Source organism: Actinoallomurus rhizosphaericola, from assembly GCF_024055675.1.
Classification (GTDB): domain Bacteria; phylum Actinomycetota; class Actinomycetes; order Streptosporangiales; family Streptosporangiaceae; genus Actinoallomurus; species Actinoallomurus soli.
Window position 1 is genome coordinate 22,932 of the sequence record NZ_JAMXMW010000033.1, and the last position, 18,239, is coordinate 41,170.

The following is an 18,239-nucleotide window of genomic DNA, read 5'->3' on the forward strand; positions in this document are numbered from 1 at the left end:
AAAGGCTGTCATCGAATACGTGGACTGCGCCGCGCATCGAACTTACTCTCAGGACGTCTCATCTCCGCCTGAGAGGCGCTTCGGATGCCCCACCTCCCCGCCATCCCACCCCGTACGACCAGATCACGTCCGCTGGGTGCGATCACCGCGCTCGTCATCGCCGCCCTCACCTTCGCCGCCGTGACGCTCGTGGCCGTCGCGAGCTCTCATCCGGCGGCGGCGGTGACGAAACACCGTGTGCTGTTCGACGACAGCAAGGCCGAGACCGCGGGAAACGCCGACTGGATCATCAGCACGAGCATTCCCGACCCGACGGCGCAGAAGGCCTCGCCGACGGTGGAGACGGACTGGACCGGCGCCATCTCGGCCTGGGGGGTGGCCCTGCAGAAGACCGGGAACTACACCCTCGACACCCTCGGCCCCGGCAAGACGATCACCTACGGCGACTCCTCCAACCCCCAGGACCTCTCGAACTTCGACGAGTTCGTGCTGCCCGAGCCCAACGTCCTGCTCAGTACGGCCGAGAAGACGGCGGTGATGACGTTCGTCAAGAACGGCGGCGGGTTGTTCCTGATCTCCGACCACACCGGCAGCGACCGCAACAACGACGGCGCCGACTCACCGAAGATCATCAACGATCTGATGACCAACAACACCGTCGACAGTACGGACCCCTTCGGATTCAGCGTCGATCTTCTCAACATCGCCAGCGGCTACCCGACCGCCATCGCCGACAGCACCGACCCGGTCCTGCACGGCCCGTACGGAACCGTGACCGCAGGCGCCCTGTACAACGGCACCACCGCGACCCTGCACCCGGCCGACAACGCAGGCGTCAAGGGCCTGCTCTACGTGACCACCGCGACGCCGGGCGGGACCACAGGGGCCTTCTTCGCCACCAGCACCTTCGGCAAGGGCCGGGTCGCCTTCTGGGGTGACAGCTCCGACATCGACGATGGCACCGGTCAGTCCGGCAACACCCTGTACAACGGCTGGAACGACGCCAAAGCGACCGACGCGCAACTCGGCCTGAACGCGACCGAGTGGCTCGCCGGCGCCGGCAGCACCACCACGCCGACCCCGACCCCGACGCCGACCTCCTCGTGCACCCCGGCGCAACTGCTCACCAACCCCGGGTTCGAGTCCGGCTCCGGCGTCGGCTGGACGGCCACCTCGGGGGTCATCGGCACTTCCTCCGGCGAGCCGCCTCGTACGGGCGCCTACGACGCCTGGCTCAACGGCTACGGGACGGCCAACACCGACACACTCTCCCAAACCGTGACCGTGCCGGCGGCCTGCTCGACCGCCTCGCTCAGCTTCTGGCTGCACATCGACACCGCCGAGACGTCCACCTCGACCGCCTACGACACCCTGAAGGTCCAGGTGCTCAACGGTTCGGGCACCGTGCTGTCCACCCTGGCGACCTTCTCCAATCTCAACGCCGCCACCGGCTACCAGCAGCACAGTTACAGTCTCGCCGCCTACGCGGGCCAGACCGTCACCGTGAAGTTCACCGGAACCGAGGGATCGCAGCTGCAGACCTCGTTCGTTCTCGACGACACCGCGCTGAGCGTCTCCTGACCCGCCTCCGGCCGTCCGCATCCGCGTCCCGGTGGCAGGTGCCGGCCGGGACGCGGGTGTCGGCCGGGGACGGATTCGGAGGTCAGCGCACCCGGAGGACGGTCTTGCCGCGCATGCCCGTGGGCCGGATTTCGCCGGCGAGGGCGCGCGGCGCCTCCTCCAAGGAGAGCCTCGCGCCGATGACGGGCCGGATGGTGCCCGCGGTGACGAGCCTCGTCAGCTCGGCGAGCCGCTCGGGCTTGCGATCGAGCCGGTAGTCGGCGGCACGGATGCGCTCGTCGGCGAGGAGCTTCTCGTCCACGCCGAAGGCGATCGACAGCAGCGCTCCGCCATCCCGTACGGCACCGGCCACGCTGCTCGTGAGGGAGCGGTCGCCGACGGTGTCGAGGATCGCGTCGACGCCCTCCGGCGCGAGTCTCCGCAGCGCCTGGTCGAGGGGCTCCGCGCCGCGTACGGCGACCTCGGTGGCGCCCAGCTTCCGCACCTCCTCCGCGACCTGGGCGGAGGCCGTGGCGATGACGCGGATTCCACGGGCGGCGGCGGCCTGGACCGCGAAGGCGCCGACGCCTCCGGTCGCGCCGAGGATGACCAGGGTGCCGCCCTCGGGCACCCGCATGACGTCGAGCGTGCCGAACGCGGTCATGCCGGCGGTCGGCAGTGCGGCGGCCACGTCGCTCGGCAACTCGTCGGGGATGCGCGCCAGCGCGCCGAACGCGGGCACCGCCTGCACCACCGAGACCTCCGCGAAGGTGCCGAACCGCAGCGGACTGCTCCAGAACTGGCCGAAGACACGATCCCCCACGCGGAACTCCGTGACGCCGTCGCCGATCGCGGTCACGATCCCCGCGCCGTCCATGCCGAGCGTCAGCGGAAACCGGTACTCCCCGAGCGCCGCCAGCGCCCCGGAGGCGATGGCCAGGTCCAGCGGGTTGGTCGACGCCGCCTCGATGGCGACCTGCACCTCGCCGCTGCCGGGCTCGGGGACGGGCACCTCCCTGAGGGTCGGCGTCTCACCGAAATGCTCGATGCCGATTGCTCGCATGCTGTTTCTCCGTTCCGCAGTGGGCCTGCCGTCGCATCAGCCTGGGGGAGAGGCGAGGTCCCGAGGAAGGACCGATCCGGCACCGACCATGAACGAAAAGGCAGCAATCACGGTGCCGATCGGGCAATAGTGTGAGAGGCATGCCGACGGAGTCCCGGGCCCTGCGGTACTTCGTCGCGGTCGCGGAGGAACGCAACTTCACGCGCGCCGCGGCACGGCTCGGCATCGCCGGGCCCGCGCTGTCGCGGGCGATCCGCAACCTCGAGACCGAGCTCGGCGTGCGGCTGTTCGAGCGCTCCACGCGCGTGGTGGAGCTGACCGAGCCCGGCGCCGTACTGCTGGCTCACGCGCGGCCGGCCCTGGAGGCGCTCGACGCGGCGGTCCGCCGTGCCGTACGGGCCTCGGCGCCGCATCGGAGCGTGCTGCTCGCCGTCAAGGCGGATGCCGACGGCGGCCTGCTGGAGGACATCCTCGCCGCGACGGCCGACGAGCCCGACGCCGAGCCCGTCGCCGTACGGCTGTGCGGGTGGCGGGAGCACTCGAGGCTGCTGCGGACGGGTGAGGCCGACGCCGCGCTGATGTTCGCGCCGTACGATCCGGGCGGCATCGACGTGGATGTGGTCGCGGTCGAGCCCCGCGTGGCGGCGCTGCCCGCGGACCACGCCCTCGCCGGGGCCTCCCGCATACGGCTCGCCGACCTCGGGATCGGCCCCGAGGAGGTCGACGAACGGGCGGAGCGCGACATCGGCGAGCACGGCGTGCAGGACCTCGCGCAGTTGCTCGCGCTCGTCGGCCTCGGCGCGGCGGTGACCCTGCTGCCCAGGTCGGTCGCCGCGCGGTATCCCCGGCAGGCGGTGGCGTACGTCCCCGTCGAGGACTGTCCTCCCGCCTCGCTGGTGATCGCCTGGCCGGAGCGCTCCCGCAGCCGTGCCGTGGCCGCGCTGGTGCGCGCGGCGGTGGCCGTCGCCGAGTCGCGGGGGATGGGCGCGGCCGTCGAGGCGCCGGGGTAAGTGGTCCGCCCGGCGCGGCACCCGGGCGGACGGCCTGCGACGCCTGCCGCCTCGTCGGTGGTTCAGAGCCGCGCGCCGTTCGCCGTGAGGACGACGTCGACGTTGCCGCGCGTGGCGCTGGAGTAGGGACACACCTGGTGGGCGGCGCGTACGAGATCGGCGGCCCGCTCGGCTCGCCGATCGATGGCAGCGTCACGTCCAACGCCGCGCCGAGCCGCAACGTCCCGTCCGAGGACCTGTTCGCCGACATCGCCGCGGGCCGTACGGACCTGGCCGGCGGGCTGAGGGACGGCCGCGCCGTCGCGTCCGGCGATCCCGACCGCCTGCGGAGGCTGGGAGACCTGTTCGTCCGGCCCGAGCCGCAGGACCGTCACGGCCCGCCCGCGGAACACTCGAAGGCCGTTCCCCGGCTCTGAGCCGCGCCGGTTCGCGGCCCCTCGGAAGCGAATTCCGCGGGCTCCCGTGAGACACCGTAATTTCACCCGATCGTCGATCAAAGAGCGATAGCATTCGGGCGATCTTCCTTTTCCGCCCCGCCCCGGATGCTTTTCCTCACCCCTCGGAAGCCCCCATGTTGCGACGCCTTATCGGCGGAGTGGGCGTATTCGGCCTGTTCATCGGGCTGACCGCCGTTCCCGCCAATGCGGACCCGATTCTCGCGCCGAATCTCACCGTTTCGGCCGATCCGGCGGTCCTGGACCCCGATCACCCGACCGCCGTACTGTCCGGCCAGGTCACCTCACCCACCGACGACACCCCCGTGGTGGGCCTGGGCGTCCACCTATGGGTCCAGCACAACGAGAGCACGATCGCGGATGTCACCACCGACGCGACCGGGCATTTCACCGCGTCGTTCAGCCCGACGGAGCAGGACATCGATTCGGACTCTCCGAATCAGATCGTCGTCGAGGCCTCGACTCCGTACACCACCGAGCACGCGGGGACCACGACGTCGGTCTTCGTCAAGCTGAACCGGCCGCAGCTCGGCATGACGCTGACCGTGGACCGTACCAAGGCCGACCAAGGCGTCCCGGTCAGCGTCACCGGCACGGTACAGCGGCCGACGGAGACCGGTACGGCGCCGGCCGCCGGCGTCACCGTCGACCTGTCCGACTGCGGCGTGTCGCTGGGCAGCGTCACGACCGACGACACCGGGAGGTTCGCCACCAAGGCGAACCTGGTCTGCACGGACGCCATCTGGGCCCGCGCGCACGGCTCGCTGTACCAGCTCGTCGACGCGTACACGCCGACGATCACGGTCCGGCCGAAGCCGAGGTTCTGGGACATCCAGGCGTCCCTGGACGCGAACGGCACCGTCGCGATCAGGGGCGAGACCGACCTCGGCCGCGGCACCGCGTCGGTGGAGAAGCAGCCGGTCGCCATTCAGTACTCGACGGGGAACGGCTCGTGGCGCACCGTCGCCACGACGAAATTCCAGACGTCCGACGGCATCTTCGCCACTTCTTTCTTCACCGGACGCTCCGGCTACTACCGGGCGTCCTTCGCCGGAAACGCCGACTACACGCCCGCGGTCAGCTCGGCCGTCAAGCTGTGGCGCTGGAACACCCGGTTCGACAAGTTCAAGGTGTCGCCGCACAGCGTCCGTAAGAACCACACGGTCACGGTGAGCGGAACGCTCAGCCGGGCGGTCTCGATGACCAAGCGGTCCGGGTACGCGAGCCGGAAGGTGGAGGTCATCTTCCGGTTCAAGGGCAAGAAGACCTGGTATCACCTGGCCTGGGCCAAGACCGACAAGCATGGGAAATTCAGCAAGAAGGTCAAGGCGTACGGGTCGGGCTACTACGCGGTGGTGTTCTACGGCGGATCCGACACTTTCTCGACCGGGACCGACGGCAAGGCGTACGTGCGCGCCACGGGAGCCGAGGCGAACTCGGTGATCACGCTGCCCGGCCGGCTTCCGGCGAAGCCCGTCACCGCCACACCGTAAGGATCCGCAGGCGAACGCCGCCGCCCCCGGGCTCGGGGCCGAACACCCGCGGAGGTCATGAACGCGATGCCGGATGGCCGAGCGCGGGCATGTGATGCGGGAAGCCGACCCGGAGGACGGCGGCGGCGGTCGCGGCGGCCAGGACGACGACGGCCGCCAGGAGCAGGGCCTGGTGGTAGCCGTGGTGCAGCAACGGCGTGACGGCCAGCGGGCCGAGGATCTGCCCGACGGAGTATCCCGCTGTCAGCAGCGCGACCGAACGGGGGAACCGCAGGTGGGCGCCTGCGGCCAGCGCGATCGTGCTGACGCCGAGGAACGTCGCGCCGAAGAGAAGCGCCGACAGCAGCGCCGCCGCGACCCCGCCGATCAGAGCGGGCAGGGCGATGCCGACGGCCTGCACGGCCAGCGCCGCGATCAGGAGATCGGGCCGGGACCAGCGCCGGCCCGACCACGCCCAGAACGCGGATGAGGGAACGGCCGCCAGGCCGACCAGCACCCACGCGCAGCCGCCGATCCAGCCGGGGGAGCCCTGCTCGACCGCGGCGACCAGGAACGTCCCGGCGATGATGTAGCCGATGCCCTCCAGCGTGTACGACGCGAAGAGCGCGGTGAACCAGCGGTGGGTTCGCGGGCCGCTCGTCTGCTCGCGTACGGAGGCGCCCGGCCGGGGTACCGGGTCCCGCCGCGGCGCAGGTCCGGGCCGGGGTGCCGGTTCGGGCTGTGGCGCCGATTCGGGCCGGAGGGTCCAGGAGGCGGCGGTCAACAGCGCGGCCAGGCCGGCGGAGGCCCACCAGGCGGCCCGCCAGTCGGCGAGGGAGCGGAGGATCAGCACCAGGAGGCCGGACAGGGCGATGCCGGCGCCGACACCGCCGAACGCCCAGCCGACCAGGTGCGCGGAGTGGCCGCGCAGCCGGCCGAACAGCGAACTCACGGTGATGACGAAGATCAGCGCGCTGGCCGCACCGGCCAACAGCCGCAGGGCCAGCCATACCGCGGTGCTGTGCGTCGACGGCATCGCGGCGAGCGCGGCCGTCATCACCAGCAGGGAGCCGCGCAGGACGGCCGGGGAGCGCGTCAGCCGGGGAAGGGCGATGCCGAGGAGGGCACCGGCCAGGTATCCGACGTAGTTCGCGGTGGCCAGGTCCGCGCCGTTCCCCGCCGACAGGCCGGCCTGGGCGTGCATCAGGGGAAGGATCGGGGTGTAGACGAAGCGGCCGACGCCCATCCCCGCCGCCAGCGCGGCGGCCGCCTGGAACACGTGGATCCAGGCCGAGCGGTGCACGGCACCGGACGGGGCGGTTCGACGGCGCGGAAAAGCCGTGGACACAGGCACGTTCCTCGGTGAGGGGAGTGGAGGACACCGGCTCCCCGCCGCAGGGGAGGAGGCGGGGAGCCGAAGAGCGGCCCTTCGCCGTGCGGGGGGCGACGGCGCGGGCCACAGGGGGAAGGGGCGTCTCGTGGTCAGCCGGCGGTGCCGTGGCCGCCCGGGTCGTTGGGGTGCGGGGTCAGGGGGGTGACCGTGAAGGTCATCCATTCCCGCAGGGGCAGGGTCCCCAGGACCTTCTCGTGCAGTTCGGTCTCGTCGGTGGCGCGCCAGATGCCGATGCTGCGCAGTTCGCCGACCGGGCGCCAGAGCCGGACCAGGTGGCCGGTGGCGGCGAGCTCTCCGGCCCGCACGGCTTCGGCGGCGCGGCGGCGGTCGACCTCGGCCGGGTCGGTGCCCTCGGGGACGCTCGTAATGATCTGTACGAGGAACTCCTTCATGGCCGTTTCCATGGCTCCAGGGTGCACGCGTGACCGGGACCGGCGCCACGACCGGCATCCTCGCTGCTGGTAGGCGGAACCTCCCAGAGCCCTACGATGCGAGGGTGGAGTTGCGCCAGTTGCGGTACTTCGTCGCGGTCGCCGAGGAACTGCACTTCGGCCGGGCCGCCGAGCGGTTGCTGATCGCCGGGCCTTCCCTGTCGCAGCAGATCAAAGCGCTGGAGCGGGATCTCGGCGTACGCCTGTTCGACCGCGACCGCCGCTCGGTGGCCCTCACGCCGGCCGGTGCGGCCCTGCTGCCGCACGTCCGCGACCTGCTCGAACGGGCCGACGACCTGCAACGGCGCGCGGGCCGGATCTCCGGCTCCGAGACGGTACGGCTCGGCTACGTCAACTGGGTGCCCGCCGACCTGACCGCCCGCGCCTCCGCGGTGGCCGAACTGCGCGTCGACACGTGGATCGTTCCGTCCCACGCCCAGGCCGGCCGGGTCGCCGACGGCGGGCTCGACCTCGCGGTGTGCTGGGTACGGACGACGGACCTCGCCGACCATGGCCTGCGGGCCCGGTTGCTCGGCGCCGACCGGCTCTACGCGGTCTCCACGGGAGGGAACACCGGTGAGGTCCGGGCCGAGGACACCGTCGTCCTCCTCGACGACGACACCACGTCCTGGGGGTCGTGGAACTCCTTCGCCGAAGAACTCGCCCGCGACACCGGCGCCCGCGCGGTGCGCATCTCCGACGGCGGGATCACCGGCCCCGCCTTCTTCGAGCACGTCCGCCGCAGCCGGCGCCCGATCCTGAACTCGCCCAAGGGCCAGACGGCCCCGCTGCCACCGGATCTCGTCCAGCGCCCGGTGATCGCCCCGAAGGTCTACTGGACCTGGTCGCTCGTCTGGCGGCGCGACGAGGTCCGCGCGGCCGTGCTCGCGACCGTGGACGCCCTCACCGAGGGCGTCGGCGACCTCGGCATCCACGAGCCGGACGCCTGGCTGCCCGACGGCGATCCCTACCGGCGGTAGGAGATCCCTGCGGGCGATCCGGAACCGCGAGCGCGGCGCCGTCGTCCAATCCACGGTCACGACCGCGTGCCCGATTCCGTGAGGCGCGCGGCCGCGGTGAAGTGAGGATGGGCTTGTTCTCGATCTCCCAGTTCGGCTGGTCGCTGATCGCGGCCGCGGCGACGGTTCTCTTCGCCGTCGGCCTGCGGTCGTTGCTCGTCGGCATGGAACTCGCCGGCGGGCGAGGGAGCGCGTCGGGACGGCAGAGGCGGCAGGCGAGACGGGCGGTCTCCATCACGACTCCGGTGTTCATGGGCGGCGTCATGGCGACCAACCTGCTCGATGCCGGACCGACGGCACCGGTCCTGTTCCTGTACAGCGTCGTGTGCGTCTCCATCCCGATCGCCCTGCTCCCCGTGCGCAAGCGGATGATCAAGGCCTACGTCGCCTGGACGGAGAACCCCGACGCCGAGATCGGACCCGACCGGTTCACGATCGTCTGGATCGTCGGTTTCCTGTCCGTCGTGCTCCTGGTGGCCGTGGTCGCGTTGATGATGACGCCGTACGGCATGCGAAGCCAGGGCTGATCGGCGATCACGGTGCGGGCGGGGCCGGTCACGTCGGCGGCCGTGGGCCGGACGCCCGCGGTACGGCGGTCCCGGGGCGTTCGGCTCAGCCGCCCGGCCGGCATTCGCGCCGGTCACCAGGGGGGACCGGAGGTCTCGTCCGGAAGGGCGTCGGCACGGGCGGCGAGCCGCCGGGACAGGGCGCGTACGTCGTCGCGGAGTGCGTCCGGGGACTCGATCACGAACGGACGGTCCAGCCAGGCGAGCATCGCGGCGACCCACTCCAGCCGCTCCGCCCGCAGCCGGACCCGTACCCAGGGTTCCGGCAGGTCACGGTCTGCCGCGAGATCCTCCACCGTCGCGATCCCGGCCGGGATCCGGGCGCGTACCTCCGCGACGGTGCCCTGGATGCGCAGCGACACCTCGTGCAGGTACGGCACCTCGGCGAGCCCGGACAGCACACGGGCGGTCGGGTCGAACCCCTCGGGCACCTCGAACGACCCCGTCAACGCCGTCGCGGTCTCGATCCGGTCCAGCCGGAACGTGCGCACCTCGCCGCTGGCCGAGTCCGCCCCGGTGACGTACCAGCGCCCTGAATGGAGGACGATCCCGTACGGCTGCAGGGTGCGCTCGCTGCGCCGTCCGCCCCAGGAGTTGTAGCCGAGGGCGACCGGCCTGCGGTGCCGCGCGGCCTCCGCGAGCACCAGGAGCACACCCGCCTCCGGGGTCGTCACGGGACGCGACGGAGCGGTGAACTCCACGGTCGCCAGCAGCGCCTCCAGCCGGCGGCCGAGCGCCTCGGGCAGCACCCGCCGCACCTTCGCGGCGGCGCTCTCCGCCGCGGCGACGGACGTGGTCACCAGCCCGGCCCGGCGGCCGGCGACCAGGCCGAGCAGTACCGCCAGCGCCTCCTCGTCGGTGAGCATCAGCGGGGGCATCCGGTAGCCGGGGGCGAGGCGGTAACCGCCGTACCGCCCGCGTACCGACCGGACCGGGACGTCCAGGTCGATCAGATGATCGACGTAACGCCGGACGGTGCGCTCGTCCACGCCGAGCCGGTCGGCGAGGTCGGCGACGGTACGGGTGCCGCCGGCCTGGAGGATCTCCAGCAGGGCGAGCACCCGGGCGGTCGGTCGGGCCATGCCCTGAAGTCTGCCGCACATACCGGGCGGATTCCGTCCTGTATCCCGCCTAGCGTGCCGGTCATGGCGACTTACGTACTTCTCCCCGGGTTCTGGCTGGGCGCCTGGGCCTGGCGTTCGGTGACGGACGAGCTGCGCGGCCGCGGGCACGAGGTCCACCCGCTCAGCCTGACCGGGATGGGCGAGCGGGCGCACCTGGCCCGCCCCGACACCGACCTGGAGACGCACGTCACCGACGTGCTCAACCTGATCCGGTACGAGGACCTGCACGACGTGGTGCTGGTCGGGCACAGCTACGCCGGCGCGGTGGTGGTCCCGAGCGTCGCGGACCGGATGCCGGACCGGATCTCCCGTCTGGTGTTCGTCGACACCGGACCGCTGCCGGACGGGATGTCCCAGGCGGAGTTCGCTCCGCCGGAGGAACAGGCCCGCACCGCCGAGCTGGTGCGCACGGCGGGCCACGGCCGGGAGCTGCCGCCCCCGCCGTGGGTGCGACTCGCCGCCGGGGCGGCGGTCGACCTGCCCGGCGACGTGCTCGAACGGCTGGAGCGGCTGTCGGTGCCGCAGCCGTGGGCCACCGCCACCACCCCGGTCCGGCTGACCGGCGCGTGGGAGAAGCTCCCGCGCCGGTACGTGCTGTGCGGCTTCCGGGTGGAACAGGTCCGGGCGATGATCGGCACGGTCCCCGCCTTCCGGCACATGGCGGCCGAGGACGGGGCCTACCGGGAGCTGCCCGGCTGGCACTGGCCGATGTTCGACCGGCCGGGCGCGCTGGCGGAGATCCTGCACGAGGCGGCCGGAACGGAATAGAACACGGGTTGCGCGAACCGCGGGGCGCGGGCCATCATCAAGGCATGATCACCAACCGAAAGGGCGGCGACGCCCCGGCGCTTTGATCGCGCCCCCGCGGCGCCATGACGCCGCCGAACCGAAGGCCGACCTCCGCGATGAGAGCGCGTACGGCCTGTGGCAGAAAGCCGCCGACATCAGGCGGAAGTGGCTCGCATACGGCCTGTCGACACGGCCGGCCGACCGGCGGACCGCCGAACACCATCTGACCAGGATCTACGCGAGGATCCTCCGTCCACGCCCGCGGTTCCTCTGGGTGGACTCTCCGGCACAGGCGATCCCGCTCGTCACCGGCTTGCCCACCCTCGAGGCGCTGTACGCGCGGATTCGGGATCCCCGGCAGCGGGGAACCCCACCGCTCGCCAGTGACCTGGCCATGGTCGCCGCGAAGCTGCGCGGCAGGCTCAGTTCCGGTGTCGCCCACACCGACCCGGAGCTGTCGCCGGTGCGGAGAGGCAAGAACAAGGAACCCTGGCCCGAACTGCCGCCGCTCAAGGCACTCGACGCCGGAGTTCCCCTGGGCGTCGTGCTGCACCAGGGCGTCCGCGTCGCGCTGCACCGGAGCCTCGCACACGGGTTCCGCATCCCCGTCCGGACCACGCTCGCCGGAGGCGGGCCCGTACCGGCGTGCTGGTACGGGCAGCAGGACGCGGCGTGGGTCGCCTACTACGACACGCTGCATCGCCTCGGACTGGCCTCCTACGGGCCGGACGAGCTCGACCAACTCGGCGACTGGGCCGCGCTGGCGCGCTCGTGCGGCTGGTGGTGGCCCGGCGAGGACGTGTGCGTCGTCGTGGACCGGCCCGAACTGGTCCTCACCGATCCGGTCCCCGGGACCTGGCACGACGAGGTCCGGCTCCGCCGCGGCGGCGTCCGCTACCGCGACGGCTGGCATCCGCTCCTGGCATGACCGGCCGGCGGGCCGGGACGGGGGGAACGCCCTCGTCCCGGCCCGCCCCGGGCGGACGGCAGCGCGGTCAACAGGGCTCCGCGGCACCGGGAGCGCGGCATCGCCGTGGATGCTCCGGGCCGATGGCCGCCGCGCGTCAAGACCGCCCCAAGGATCGGCGATCGCGCGGCTCCTGCCGTTTAGGGCCGGTAGAAGGCTGGGGATGACGGCTCTCGAACAACTCTGTCGACAGAGGACTGCCATGTCGGGTGCTGTCGGAGATCGAACTTCCCGCGGACCGGTCACATCGAGCTGGTTGTCATTCACCGGCTTGATGATCTGCGTGGCGGGCATCTTCAACGTCCTCGATGGCCTCACCGCCCTCATGAAGAGGGACTATTACCAGGTCACGGCGAGCAGGCTCCTCTTCTTCGACTACACCGCCTGGGGTGTGATCTGGCTGGTCCTGGGAATCGCGCAGTTCGTCGTCGGCGGTGCGATCCTCGCCAGACAGCCGTGGGCGAAGGCGCCGGGAATCGCGCTCGCCGCCCTCGTCATCATCGGACGATTCGCCTTTCTGAACGCCTCCCCGGTGTGGTCGATCATCGTTATCGCCTTCAGCGTTCTCATCATCTACGGGCTGGTGGTCTCGCCGGCGGGCTCGGTCGCGCTCTGACGCCGAACGCCGGCGGAATCCCGTAAGGCCGCACCCGGCCACGGCCCGGACGACCGCCGCGTCGACCGGCCGGTCCGCTCGTCACACGGGAGCGGACCGGCGCCCGGTCGGCGGCCGGGTCAGGACTGGGGCAGGTCGTCGAACTCGACGACCTGCCGCACCTCGACCTCGATCTCCTCGAACAGGTCGGCGTACTCCTGGGCGTACTTGACGGCCTGCGCCCGGTCCTCGGCGTTGATCAGCGCGAACCCGCCGATGACCTCCTTGGCCTCGGTGAACGGTCCGTCGGTCACCTTGGTCGCCGCGCCCCGGTCCTTACGGACCAGCGCGCCCTTCTCGGACGGGTGGACGCCCTCGGCCGTGATCAGGATGCCCCGCTCGGACCAGTCCTGGATCATCGCGCCCATCTTCGCGATGAACTCCTGGCTGGGGTTCCAGGCCTCCGGGGCGCGCTCGTCGAGGCGGTGCATCATCAGGAATCGCATGGCTGTCTCCCTTGTCGTCTCGGGCCGGGTCCGGTCGGTTCCGGACGCGTTGGCCGGCCGTCACCTACGCGTCGAACGACGACGCGACGAATCGACACCCCGGCCAGAATTTTTTTCGCCGCGTTCTACGGTCACGAACCGGACCCGAACAGGGGCGTGGACGCGAGGGGGCCGACGTAGAGCCAGGCGCCGTCCTGGAGGACGAAGCGGCTGTGCTCCTCCATGTGCCCGGGGCGGTTCCGCAGGAGGTAGTGGGCGCGGAAGCGGACGGTGCCGTCGGTGTCGAGATAGCTCCCGCCGGAGGTGCCGAGGACCTCGAGGCGCTGCCACCGCAGCGTCTCGTCGAAGTCGATGTGCGGCGGCCGCGTCGACGGGTGCCAGGTGCGCAGGAGATAGGCCTCGTCCTGGACGCAGAAGGCGGCGTACCGCGAGCGCATCAGCCGCTCCGCGGTCGGCGCCTTCGCGTTCCCGCGGTGGAACCGCCCGCAGCAGTCGTCGTACGTCGCGGGCAGCCCGCAGGGGCAACTCGCCGCGTCCGGGCCGTCCTGGGTCATGCGTCTCATTGTGGCCGTAACGAGGTCATGACCGCGACTGGCTCAGGACCGCGTCCAGCACGGCGCGAAGGGCGTCGGTCCGCAGCACGCGGAGCGCGGGGAACGCCGCCCGCCAGTGTTCGCCGCCGAGGAGATCGGCGGAGCGCGGCGGCGCCGAACTCACCGAGTGCCCCGACGTGGCGAGTTCGGCGATGAATACGCCGAGCCAGTGCTTCTTGACCACGGGATTCGGTTCCTCGCCAACGAGCGTCCCGGCCTCCTCGATCCGGCCCGCCCGCAGCAGTCCGCCGAGCAGTTCCTCTGACCGGAGCGCGCGGACGCCCCTGGCTCTCGTACTTTCGGCTGATCAGGAGCGGCGTCCTCCCCCGTACGATGGGGCGGTGCTCGGCCTTCTACGCTCCGTTTGGGAGGAGCCCCGGCCTCCCGGCGCCCCGGTGCGGGTATGGCGGGACTGGGCGCTCGTCGGAGTGCTTCTGCCGACCGCGGTGCTCGAAGGAGTGCTTCGGCCGGACGTTCCGTGGCGGATGCTCTCGGTCGTCCTCGCCGTCGGGCTCGTGCCCCCGTTGCTGTGGCGCCGGACCAGGCCGTTGGCGACGATCGCGGTCACCACCGGGGCCTCCGCCCTCGCCACGCTGCTCACGACCGGGCAGCCACCGGGGCTCTACACGATGGCGTACCTCATCCTCCTGCCGTACGCGCTGTTCAGGTGGGGGTCCGGGCGCCAGACCGTCATCGGAGCGGCGATCATCTTCGCCAAGGTCGTCCTCTCGCTGGCCACCGGCGACACGAGCCTCACCGACTCGGTCGCCCTCACCGCCGTCCTGTTCGCGGCGATGGCTCTGGGCGGAGCGTTCCGGTACCGGGCCGGCGCACGGATGCGCGAACTCGACCAGGTCAAGCTGCTCGAACGGGAACGATTGGCCCGCGACCTGCACGACACCGTCGCCCACCACGTGTCGGCGATCGCGATCCGCGCCCAGGCGGGCCTGGCGACCGCGCCGTCGCACCCGGACGCCGCGACCGACGCGCTCCGGGTGATCGAGACGGAGGCGTCGCGTACGCTCGCCGAGATGCGCACGATCGTCCGCGCCCTCCGCCGGGACGAACCGGCGGAACTCGCGCCCGGCCCGCGCGTGACCGACCTCGAAGAACTCGCGAGCGGCGCCCGCGGCGGTCCGTCCGTGGACGTACGGATCGCCGGCGACCTCGGCGACCTCGCTCCGCCGGTCGCGGCCGCGCTGTACCGCCTCGCCCAGGAGTCGGTCACCAACGCCCGGCGGCACGCCAGGCACGCCACTCGCATCGAGGTTCGCGTCGCGGCCGACGACACGTCCGTGCGCCTGCGCGTGAGCGACGACGGTGACACCACCCTCGTACGCCCGAACGCGTCGCCGGGATACGGGCTCATCGGAATGATCGAACGCGCCGGCCTGCTCGGCGGCACCTGCGAGGCCGGGCCGGATCCCGAGCGAGGGTGGACCGTGACCGCCGTCCTGCCGCGTACGGGTGGGTGAGATGAGCATCCGCGTGATCGTCGCCGACGACCAGGAGATCGTCCGTACCGGGCTCAGGATGATCCTCGACGCCCAGCCGGGCATCGACGTGGTGGGCGAGGCCGCCGACGGCCGGCGAGCCGTCGAACTCGCCCGGCGAGAACGCCCTGATGTGTGCCTCTTCGACATCCGTATGCCCGGATTCGACGGCATCGAGGCCACCCGTCTCCTCGCCGGTCCGGGCGTCGAGGCCCCGATGGCGGTCGTCGTCATCACCACGTTCGACCTCGACGAGTACGTCTACGCCGCGCTCAAGGCCGGGGCCCGGGGGTTTCTGCTCAAGGACGCCGGCCCGGCCCTGCTCGCCCAGGCCGTTCACGCCGCCGCCGACGGCGACGCGCTCATCGCCCCGAGCGTCACCGCGCGCCTGCTGCAGACGTTCGCCGACACCGCGCCCGCGCCTGCGCCCGTGCAACCCATCGACCCGCTCACGGACCGGGAGGAGCAGATCCTCGCCGCCGTGGCACGGGGCCGGACGAACAGCGAGATCGCCGATGAGCTGCACATCACTCTCAGCACGGTGAAGACGCACGTCACGAGCCTGATGACCAAACTCGGCGTCCGGAACCGCGTCGACATCGCCATCTGGGCGTACGAGACGAAGCGCGTCGGCAACCGGTTCGGGCGAGGCGGCGCGCCGAACCGGTGACGTACCACGGCGCGCCGAACCGGTGACGCGCCGAAAGTACGACCTCTCCCTCGGACGATCGGCTGTTCGGCGCAGGACCTTCTCCCGATGAACCGCACCGCGTCAACCGTCACGATCGGGTCATCACCGATCGAAGCGCGGCGAAGGACGCCCCTGCGGCCGTCCCGGCGCGCTGCCACCGGTCGGCCGGGACCGAGAAGGGATTTCGCCGTGACCTCCTCCACCGAGAAGAAGCGGACCACGCGCGCCAGGGGAGACAGGCTCATCCCCGCCGGGCTGCTCGCGCTCAGCGCCGTCCCGGTCGCCGCGGGCATGGCCCGGGTGACCGAACTGGCCGGTGGCGCGCAGATCACGCCGGAGAACGCCCGGTTCTTCGCATCACCCGTGCCCGTGGTCGTGCACATCGTCAGCGTCACCTTGTTCAGCGTGCTGGGCGCGTTCCAGTTCGCGCCGGGCCTCCGCCGCCGGCGGCTCGCCTGGCACCGCGCCGCCGGGCGGGTCCTGGTGCCGGCCGGAGTCGCCGCGGCGCTGTCGGGCCTGTGGATGACCGTGTTCTACCCTTGGCCCGCCGACACCGGTGCAGTCCTCACCGGGGTCCGGCTCGTGTTCGGCTCGGCCATGGTCGCGTCCATGGTCCTCGGCTTCGCCGCGATCCGGCGGCGGCGCGTCGCCGCGCACCGCGCCTGGATGATCCGCGGGTACGCGATCGGGCTGGGCGCGGGCACTCAGGTGCTGACCCAGCTGCCCTGGATGCTGATGGTCGGACCGCTCGGCAAGCCCAGCAAGGCGGTGCTCATGACCGCCGGCTGGCTGATCAACCTCGCCGTCGCCGAATGGATCATCCGCCGCCGGCCGACCGGCCGCGGAGCCGGTCCGACCGCTCGCGCGGTGGCCCGGCCCGTCGCGGGAGCGGTTCGCTGACCTCGGCAAGGGTCAGGTCAGGACGTCCGGTGGTGCCGGGTCACCCGTCCGGACGGGCCGTGGCGCGGTGGCGCTGGGCGGCGTCGGCGGTCAGGACGGCGTCCAGCAGGCCGGGGAACAGCGCGTTGAGGTCGGCGCGGCGCAGGGCGGTCATCTTGGCGGTGCCCCGGTAGACCTGGCTGATCAGGCCCGCCTCGCGGAGGACGCGGAAGTGGTGCGTGGTGGTCGACTTGGTGACGGCCAGGTCGATGGCGGAGCAGGCGACCTCCTCGCCCGGCGGGAGTTCGGCGAGGCAGCGGACCACGTGGAGGCGTGCCGGGTCGGACAGCGCGTGGAGCACCGACTCGAGCCGGATGTCCGTGCGCGCGGGGTGGTCGAGGACCCGGCCGGTGGTCGGCACGGCGCTCCTCCCTTCGTCGTCGAGTACGACGTCCCTCGTAGTTTGGCGTTTCTCGTACTACGGCGTATACCGTACTAATGTATCCGGCTGAAGGAGAATGATCCGTGAGTGCGTTGTTCGAGCCTCTCACCCTGCGAGAGCTGACGTTCCCCAATCGTGCGTGGATGTCGCCGATGTGCCAGTACTCCGCCCCGGATGAGGGACCGGACACGGGCGTCGCGGGCGACTGGCACCTGGCGCACCTGGGCACGCGCGCGGTGGGCGGCGCGGGACTGGTCATCACCGAGGCCACGGCGGTCAACCCCGAGGGCCGGATCAGCCCCGCCGACCTCGGCCTGTGGAACGACCGCCAGCGGGACGGGCTCGCCCGCATCGTCGCGTTCCTGCGCGCGCACGGCAGCGTGCCCGGCATCCAGCTCGCGCACGCGGGCCGCAAGGCCTCCACCGAGCGCACCTGGCGGGGCGGCGGCCCCATCGCCCCCGACGAGCCGTACGGCTGGCGGCCGGTGGCCCCGAGCCCGCTGCCGTTCAGAGCGGACGGCCCGGTGCCGGCCGAGCTCACGCGCGAGCAGATCGGCCGCGTCGTGGAGGACTTCGCGGCGGCCGCCCGGCGGGCCCTCGACGCGGGATTCCAGGTGGCGGAGATCCACGGCGCGCACGGGTACCTGATCCACCAGTTCGCCTCGCCGCACACCAACCACCGCACCGATGAGTACGGCGGCTCGTTCGAGAACCGGATCCGGCTCGCGCTGGAGGTCGTGGACGCCGTACGCGCGGTCTGGCCCGACGAGCTCCCGCTGTTCTACCGGGTCTCGGCGACGGACTGGCTGACCGAGAACCCCGAGGACGACCGCGAGGGCTGGACGGTGCCCGACAGCGTACGGCTGGCCAAGGAGCTGCTCGCCCACGGCATCGACCTCATCGACGTCTCCACCGGCGGCATCGCCGCCGGCGCGCGGATCACCACCGGGCCGGGCTACCAGGTGCCGTTCGCCGCGCAGATCAAGGCCGAGACGGACGTGCCGGTCGCCGCGGTCGGTGAGATCACCGAGCCCCGCCAGGCCGAGGAGATCGTCGCCTCCGGGCGCGCCGACGCGGTGCTCCTGGGGCGCGAACTGCTGCGCGACCCGTACTGGCCGAACCGCGCGGCCCGCGAGCTCGGCGCCGAGCCGACCTGGCCCGACCCGTACCACCGCGCCGTCTGACCCCCTC

The 18,239-nt window shown here is 72.0% G+C and carries 21 protein-coding genes; 13 read left to right on the plus strand and 8 right to left on the minus strand.

Annotation, left to right across the window (positions count from 1 at the left end; genetic code table 11):
• Nucleotides 1–84: 84 nt before the first annotated feature.
• Entirely contained in the window at nucleotides 85–1,581 is a 1,497-nt protein-coding gene (locus NE234_RS42210) for a M6 family metallopeptidase (protein ID WP_252786794.1), read from the plus strand.
• 82 nt (nucleotides 1,582–1,663) lie between these two features.
• On the opposite strand, the gene NE234_RS42215 is transcribed toward NE234_RS42210, so the two are convergent.
• Nucleotides 1,664–2,623 carry an NADP-dependent oxidoreductase gene (locus NE234_RS42215; RefSeq protein ID WP_252786795.1) on the minus strand — a complete coding sequence of 320 codons (960 nt, stop codon included), beginning with the start codon at nucleotides 2,621–2,623 and terminating at the stop codon, nucleotides 1,664–1,666.
• 140 nt (nucleotides 2,624–2,763) lie between these two features.
• Between NE234_RS42215 and NE234_RS42220 the strand changes: the two genes are divergently transcribed.
• The 3 genes from NE234_RS42220 to NE234_RS42230 all read left to right on the plus strand — a co-directional run bounded on the left by NE234_RS42220 (nucleotide 2,764) and on the right by NE234_RS42230 (nucleotide 5,581).
• Nucleotides 2,764–3,633 (plus strand): LysR family transcriptional regulator, encoded by an 870-nt coding sequence (locus tag NE234_RS42220; RefSeq protein WP_252786796.1) that lies wholly within the window; start codon nucleotides 2,764–2,766, stop codon nucleotides 3,631–3,633.
• 137 nt (nucleotides 3,634–3,770) lie between these two features.
• Nucleotides 3,771–4,049 (plus strand): hypothetical protein, encoded by a 279-nt coding sequence (locus NE234_RS42225; protein ID WP_252786797.1) that lies wholly within the window; start codon nucleotides 3,771–3,773, stop codon nucleotides 4,047–4,049.
• 155 nt (nucleotides 4,050–4,204) lie between these two features.
• Nucleotides 4,205–5,581 (plus strand): hypothetical protein, encoded by a 1,377-nt coding sequence (locus NE234_RS42230; protein ID WP_252786798.1) that lies wholly within the window; start codon nucleotides 4,205–4,207, stop codon nucleotides 5,579–5,581.
• A 55-nt stretch (nucleotides 5,582–5,636) separates the two neighbouring features.
• On the opposite strand, the gene NE234_RS42235 is transcribed toward NE234_RS42230, so the two are convergent.
• A complete protein-coding gene (locus NE234_RS42235) occupies nucleotides 5,637–6,908 on the minus strand; it encodes a YbfB/YjiJ family MFS transporter (RefSeq protein WP_252786799.1) in 1,272 nt (423 codons plus the stop codon).
• A 134-nt stretch (nucleotides 6,909–7,042) separates the two neighbouring features.
• Nucleotides 7,043–7,357 carry a muconolactone Delta-isomerase family protein gene (locus NE234_RS42240; protein WP_252786800.1) on the minus strand — a complete coding sequence of 105 codons (315 nt, stop codon included), beginning with the start codon at nucleotides 7,355–7,357 and terminating at the stop codon, nucleotides 7,043–7,045.
• 92 nt (nucleotides 7,358–7,449) lie between these two features.
• Here NE234_RS42240 and NE234_RS45125 point away from each other — a divergent pair, with 92 nt between their 5' ends.
• Nucleotides 7,450–8,364 (plus strand): LysR family transcriptional regulator, encoded by a 915-nt coding sequence (locus NE234_RS45125; protein ID WP_308207001.1) that lies wholly within the window; start codon nucleotides 7,450–7,452, stop codon nucleotides 8,362–8,364.
• 107 nt (nucleotides 8,365–8,471) lie between these two features.
• Nucleotides 8,472–8,930 carry a hypothetical protein gene (locus NE234_RS42250; protein ID WP_252786801.1) on the plus strand — a complete coding sequence of 153 codons (459 nt, stop codon included), beginning with the start codon at nucleotides 8,472–8,474 and terminating at the stop codon, nucleotides 8,928–8,930.
• Nucleotides 8,931–9,043: 113 nt separating this feature from the next.
• Here NE234_RS42250 and NE234_RS42255 read toward each other — a convergent pair whose 3' ends face one another.
• A complete protein-coding gene (locus NE234_RS42255; protein WP_252786802.1) occupies nucleotides 9,044–10,051 on the minus strand; it encodes a helix-turn-helix transcriptional regulator in 1,008 nt (335 codons plus the stop codon).
• A 63-nt stretch (nucleotides 10,052–10,114) separates the two neighbouring features.
• Here NE234_RS42255 and NE234_RS42260 point away from each other — a divergent pair, with 63 nt between their 5' ends.
• The 3 genes from NE234_RS42260 (at nucleotide 10,115) to NE234_RS42270 (ending at nucleotide 12,465) form a co-directional block, all read left to right on the plus strand.
• Entirely contained in the window at nucleotides 10,115–10,861 is a 747-nt protein-coding gene (locus tag NE234_RS42260) for an alpha/beta fold hydrolase (protein ID WP_252786803.1), read from the plus strand.
• An 82-nt stretch (nucleotides 10,862–10,943) separates the two neighbouring features.
• The gene (locus tag NE234_RS42265; RefSeq protein ID WP_252786804.1) at nucleotides 10,944–11,810 is read left to right on the plus strand and encodes a DUF6745 domain-containing protein; all 867 of its coding nucleotides are present in this window, start codon (nucleotides 10,944–10,946) and stop codon (nucleotides 11,808–11,810) included.
• Between the two features lie 202 nt (nucleotides 11,811–12,012).
• Complete coding sequence (locus NE234_RS42270) at nucleotides 12,013–12,465, plus strand: DUF7144 family membrane protein (protein WP_252786805.1); 453 nt, start codon at nucleotides 12,013–12,015, stop codon at nucleotides 12,463–12,465.
• Nucleotides 12,466–12,584: 119 nt separating this feature from the next.
• On the opposite strand, the gene NE234_RS42275 is transcribed toward NE234_RS42270, so the two are convergent.
• From NE234_RS42275 to NE234_RS42285, 3 genes are all read right to left on the minus strand, one after another.
• Nucleotides 12,585–12,950 (minus strand): YciI family protein, encoded by a 366-nt coding sequence (locus NE234_RS42275; RefSeq protein ID WP_252786806.1) that lies wholly within the window; start codon nucleotides 12,948–12,950, stop codon nucleotides 12,585–12,587.
• Nucleotides 12,951–13,081: 131 nt separating this feature from the next.
• On the minus strand, nucleotides 13,082–13,504 hold the full coding sequence (locus NE234_RS42280; RefSeq protein ID WP_252786807.1) for a YchJ family protein: 423 nt from the start codon (nucleotides 13,502–13,504) through the stop codon (nucleotides 13,082–13,084).
• 25 nt (nucleotides 13,505–13,529) lie between these two features.
• Nucleotides 13,530–13,727 carry a hypothetical protein gene (locus NE234_RS42285; protein ID WP_252786808.1) on the minus strand — a complete coding sequence of 66 codons (198 nt, stop codon included), beginning with the start codon at nucleotides 13,725–13,727 and terminating at the stop codon, nucleotides 13,530–13,532.
• A 157-nt stretch (nucleotides 13,728–13,884) separates the two neighbouring features.
• On the opposite strand from NE234_RS42285, the gene NE234_RS42290 reads away from it, so the two are divergent.
• From NE234_RS42290 to NE234_RS42300, 3 genes are all read left to right on the plus strand, one after another.
• Nucleotides 13,885–15,018 carry a sensor histidine kinase gene (locus NE234_RS42290; RefSeq protein ID WP_252786809.1) on the plus strand — a complete coding sequence of 378 codons (1,134 nt, stop codon included), beginning with the start codon at nucleotides 13,885–13,887 and terminating at the stop codon, nucleotides 15,016–15,018.
• 1 nt (nucleotide 15,019) lies between these two features.
• Complete coding sequence (locus NE234_RS42295; RefSeq protein ID WP_252786810.1) at nucleotides 15,020–15,706, plus strand: response regulator; 687 nt, start codon at nucleotides 15,020–15,022, stop codon at nucleotides 15,704–15,706.
• 210 nt (nucleotides 15,707–15,916) lie between these two features.
• Nucleotides 15,917–16,627 (plus strand): DUF2306 domain-containing protein, encoded by a 711-nt coding sequence (locus NE234_RS42300; RefSeq protein WP_252786811.1) that lies wholly within the window; start codon nucleotides 15,917–15,919, stop codon nucleotides 16,625–16,627.
• 40 nt (nucleotides 16,628–16,667) lie between these two features.
• Here the strand turns inward: NE234_RS42300 and NE234_RS42305 are convergent, their stop codons facing one another.
• Nucleotides 16,668–17,027 (minus strand): ArsR/SmtB family transcription factor, encoded by a 360-nt coding sequence (locus NE234_RS42305; protein ID WP_252786812.1) that lies wholly within the window; start codon nucleotides 17,025–17,027, stop codon nucleotides 16,668–16,670.
• A gap of 104 nt (nucleotides 17,028–17,131) precedes the next feature.
• On the opposite strand from NE234_RS42305, the gene NE234_RS42310 reads away from it, so the two are divergent.
• Nucleotides 17,132–18,232 (plus strand): NADH:flavin oxidoreductase/NADH oxidase, encoded by a 1,101-nt coding sequence (locus NE234_RS42310; protein ID WP_252786813.1) that lies wholly within the window; start codon nucleotides 17,132–17,134, stop codon nucleotides 18,230–18,232.
• Nucleotides 18,233–18,239: the final 7 nt, after the last annotated feature.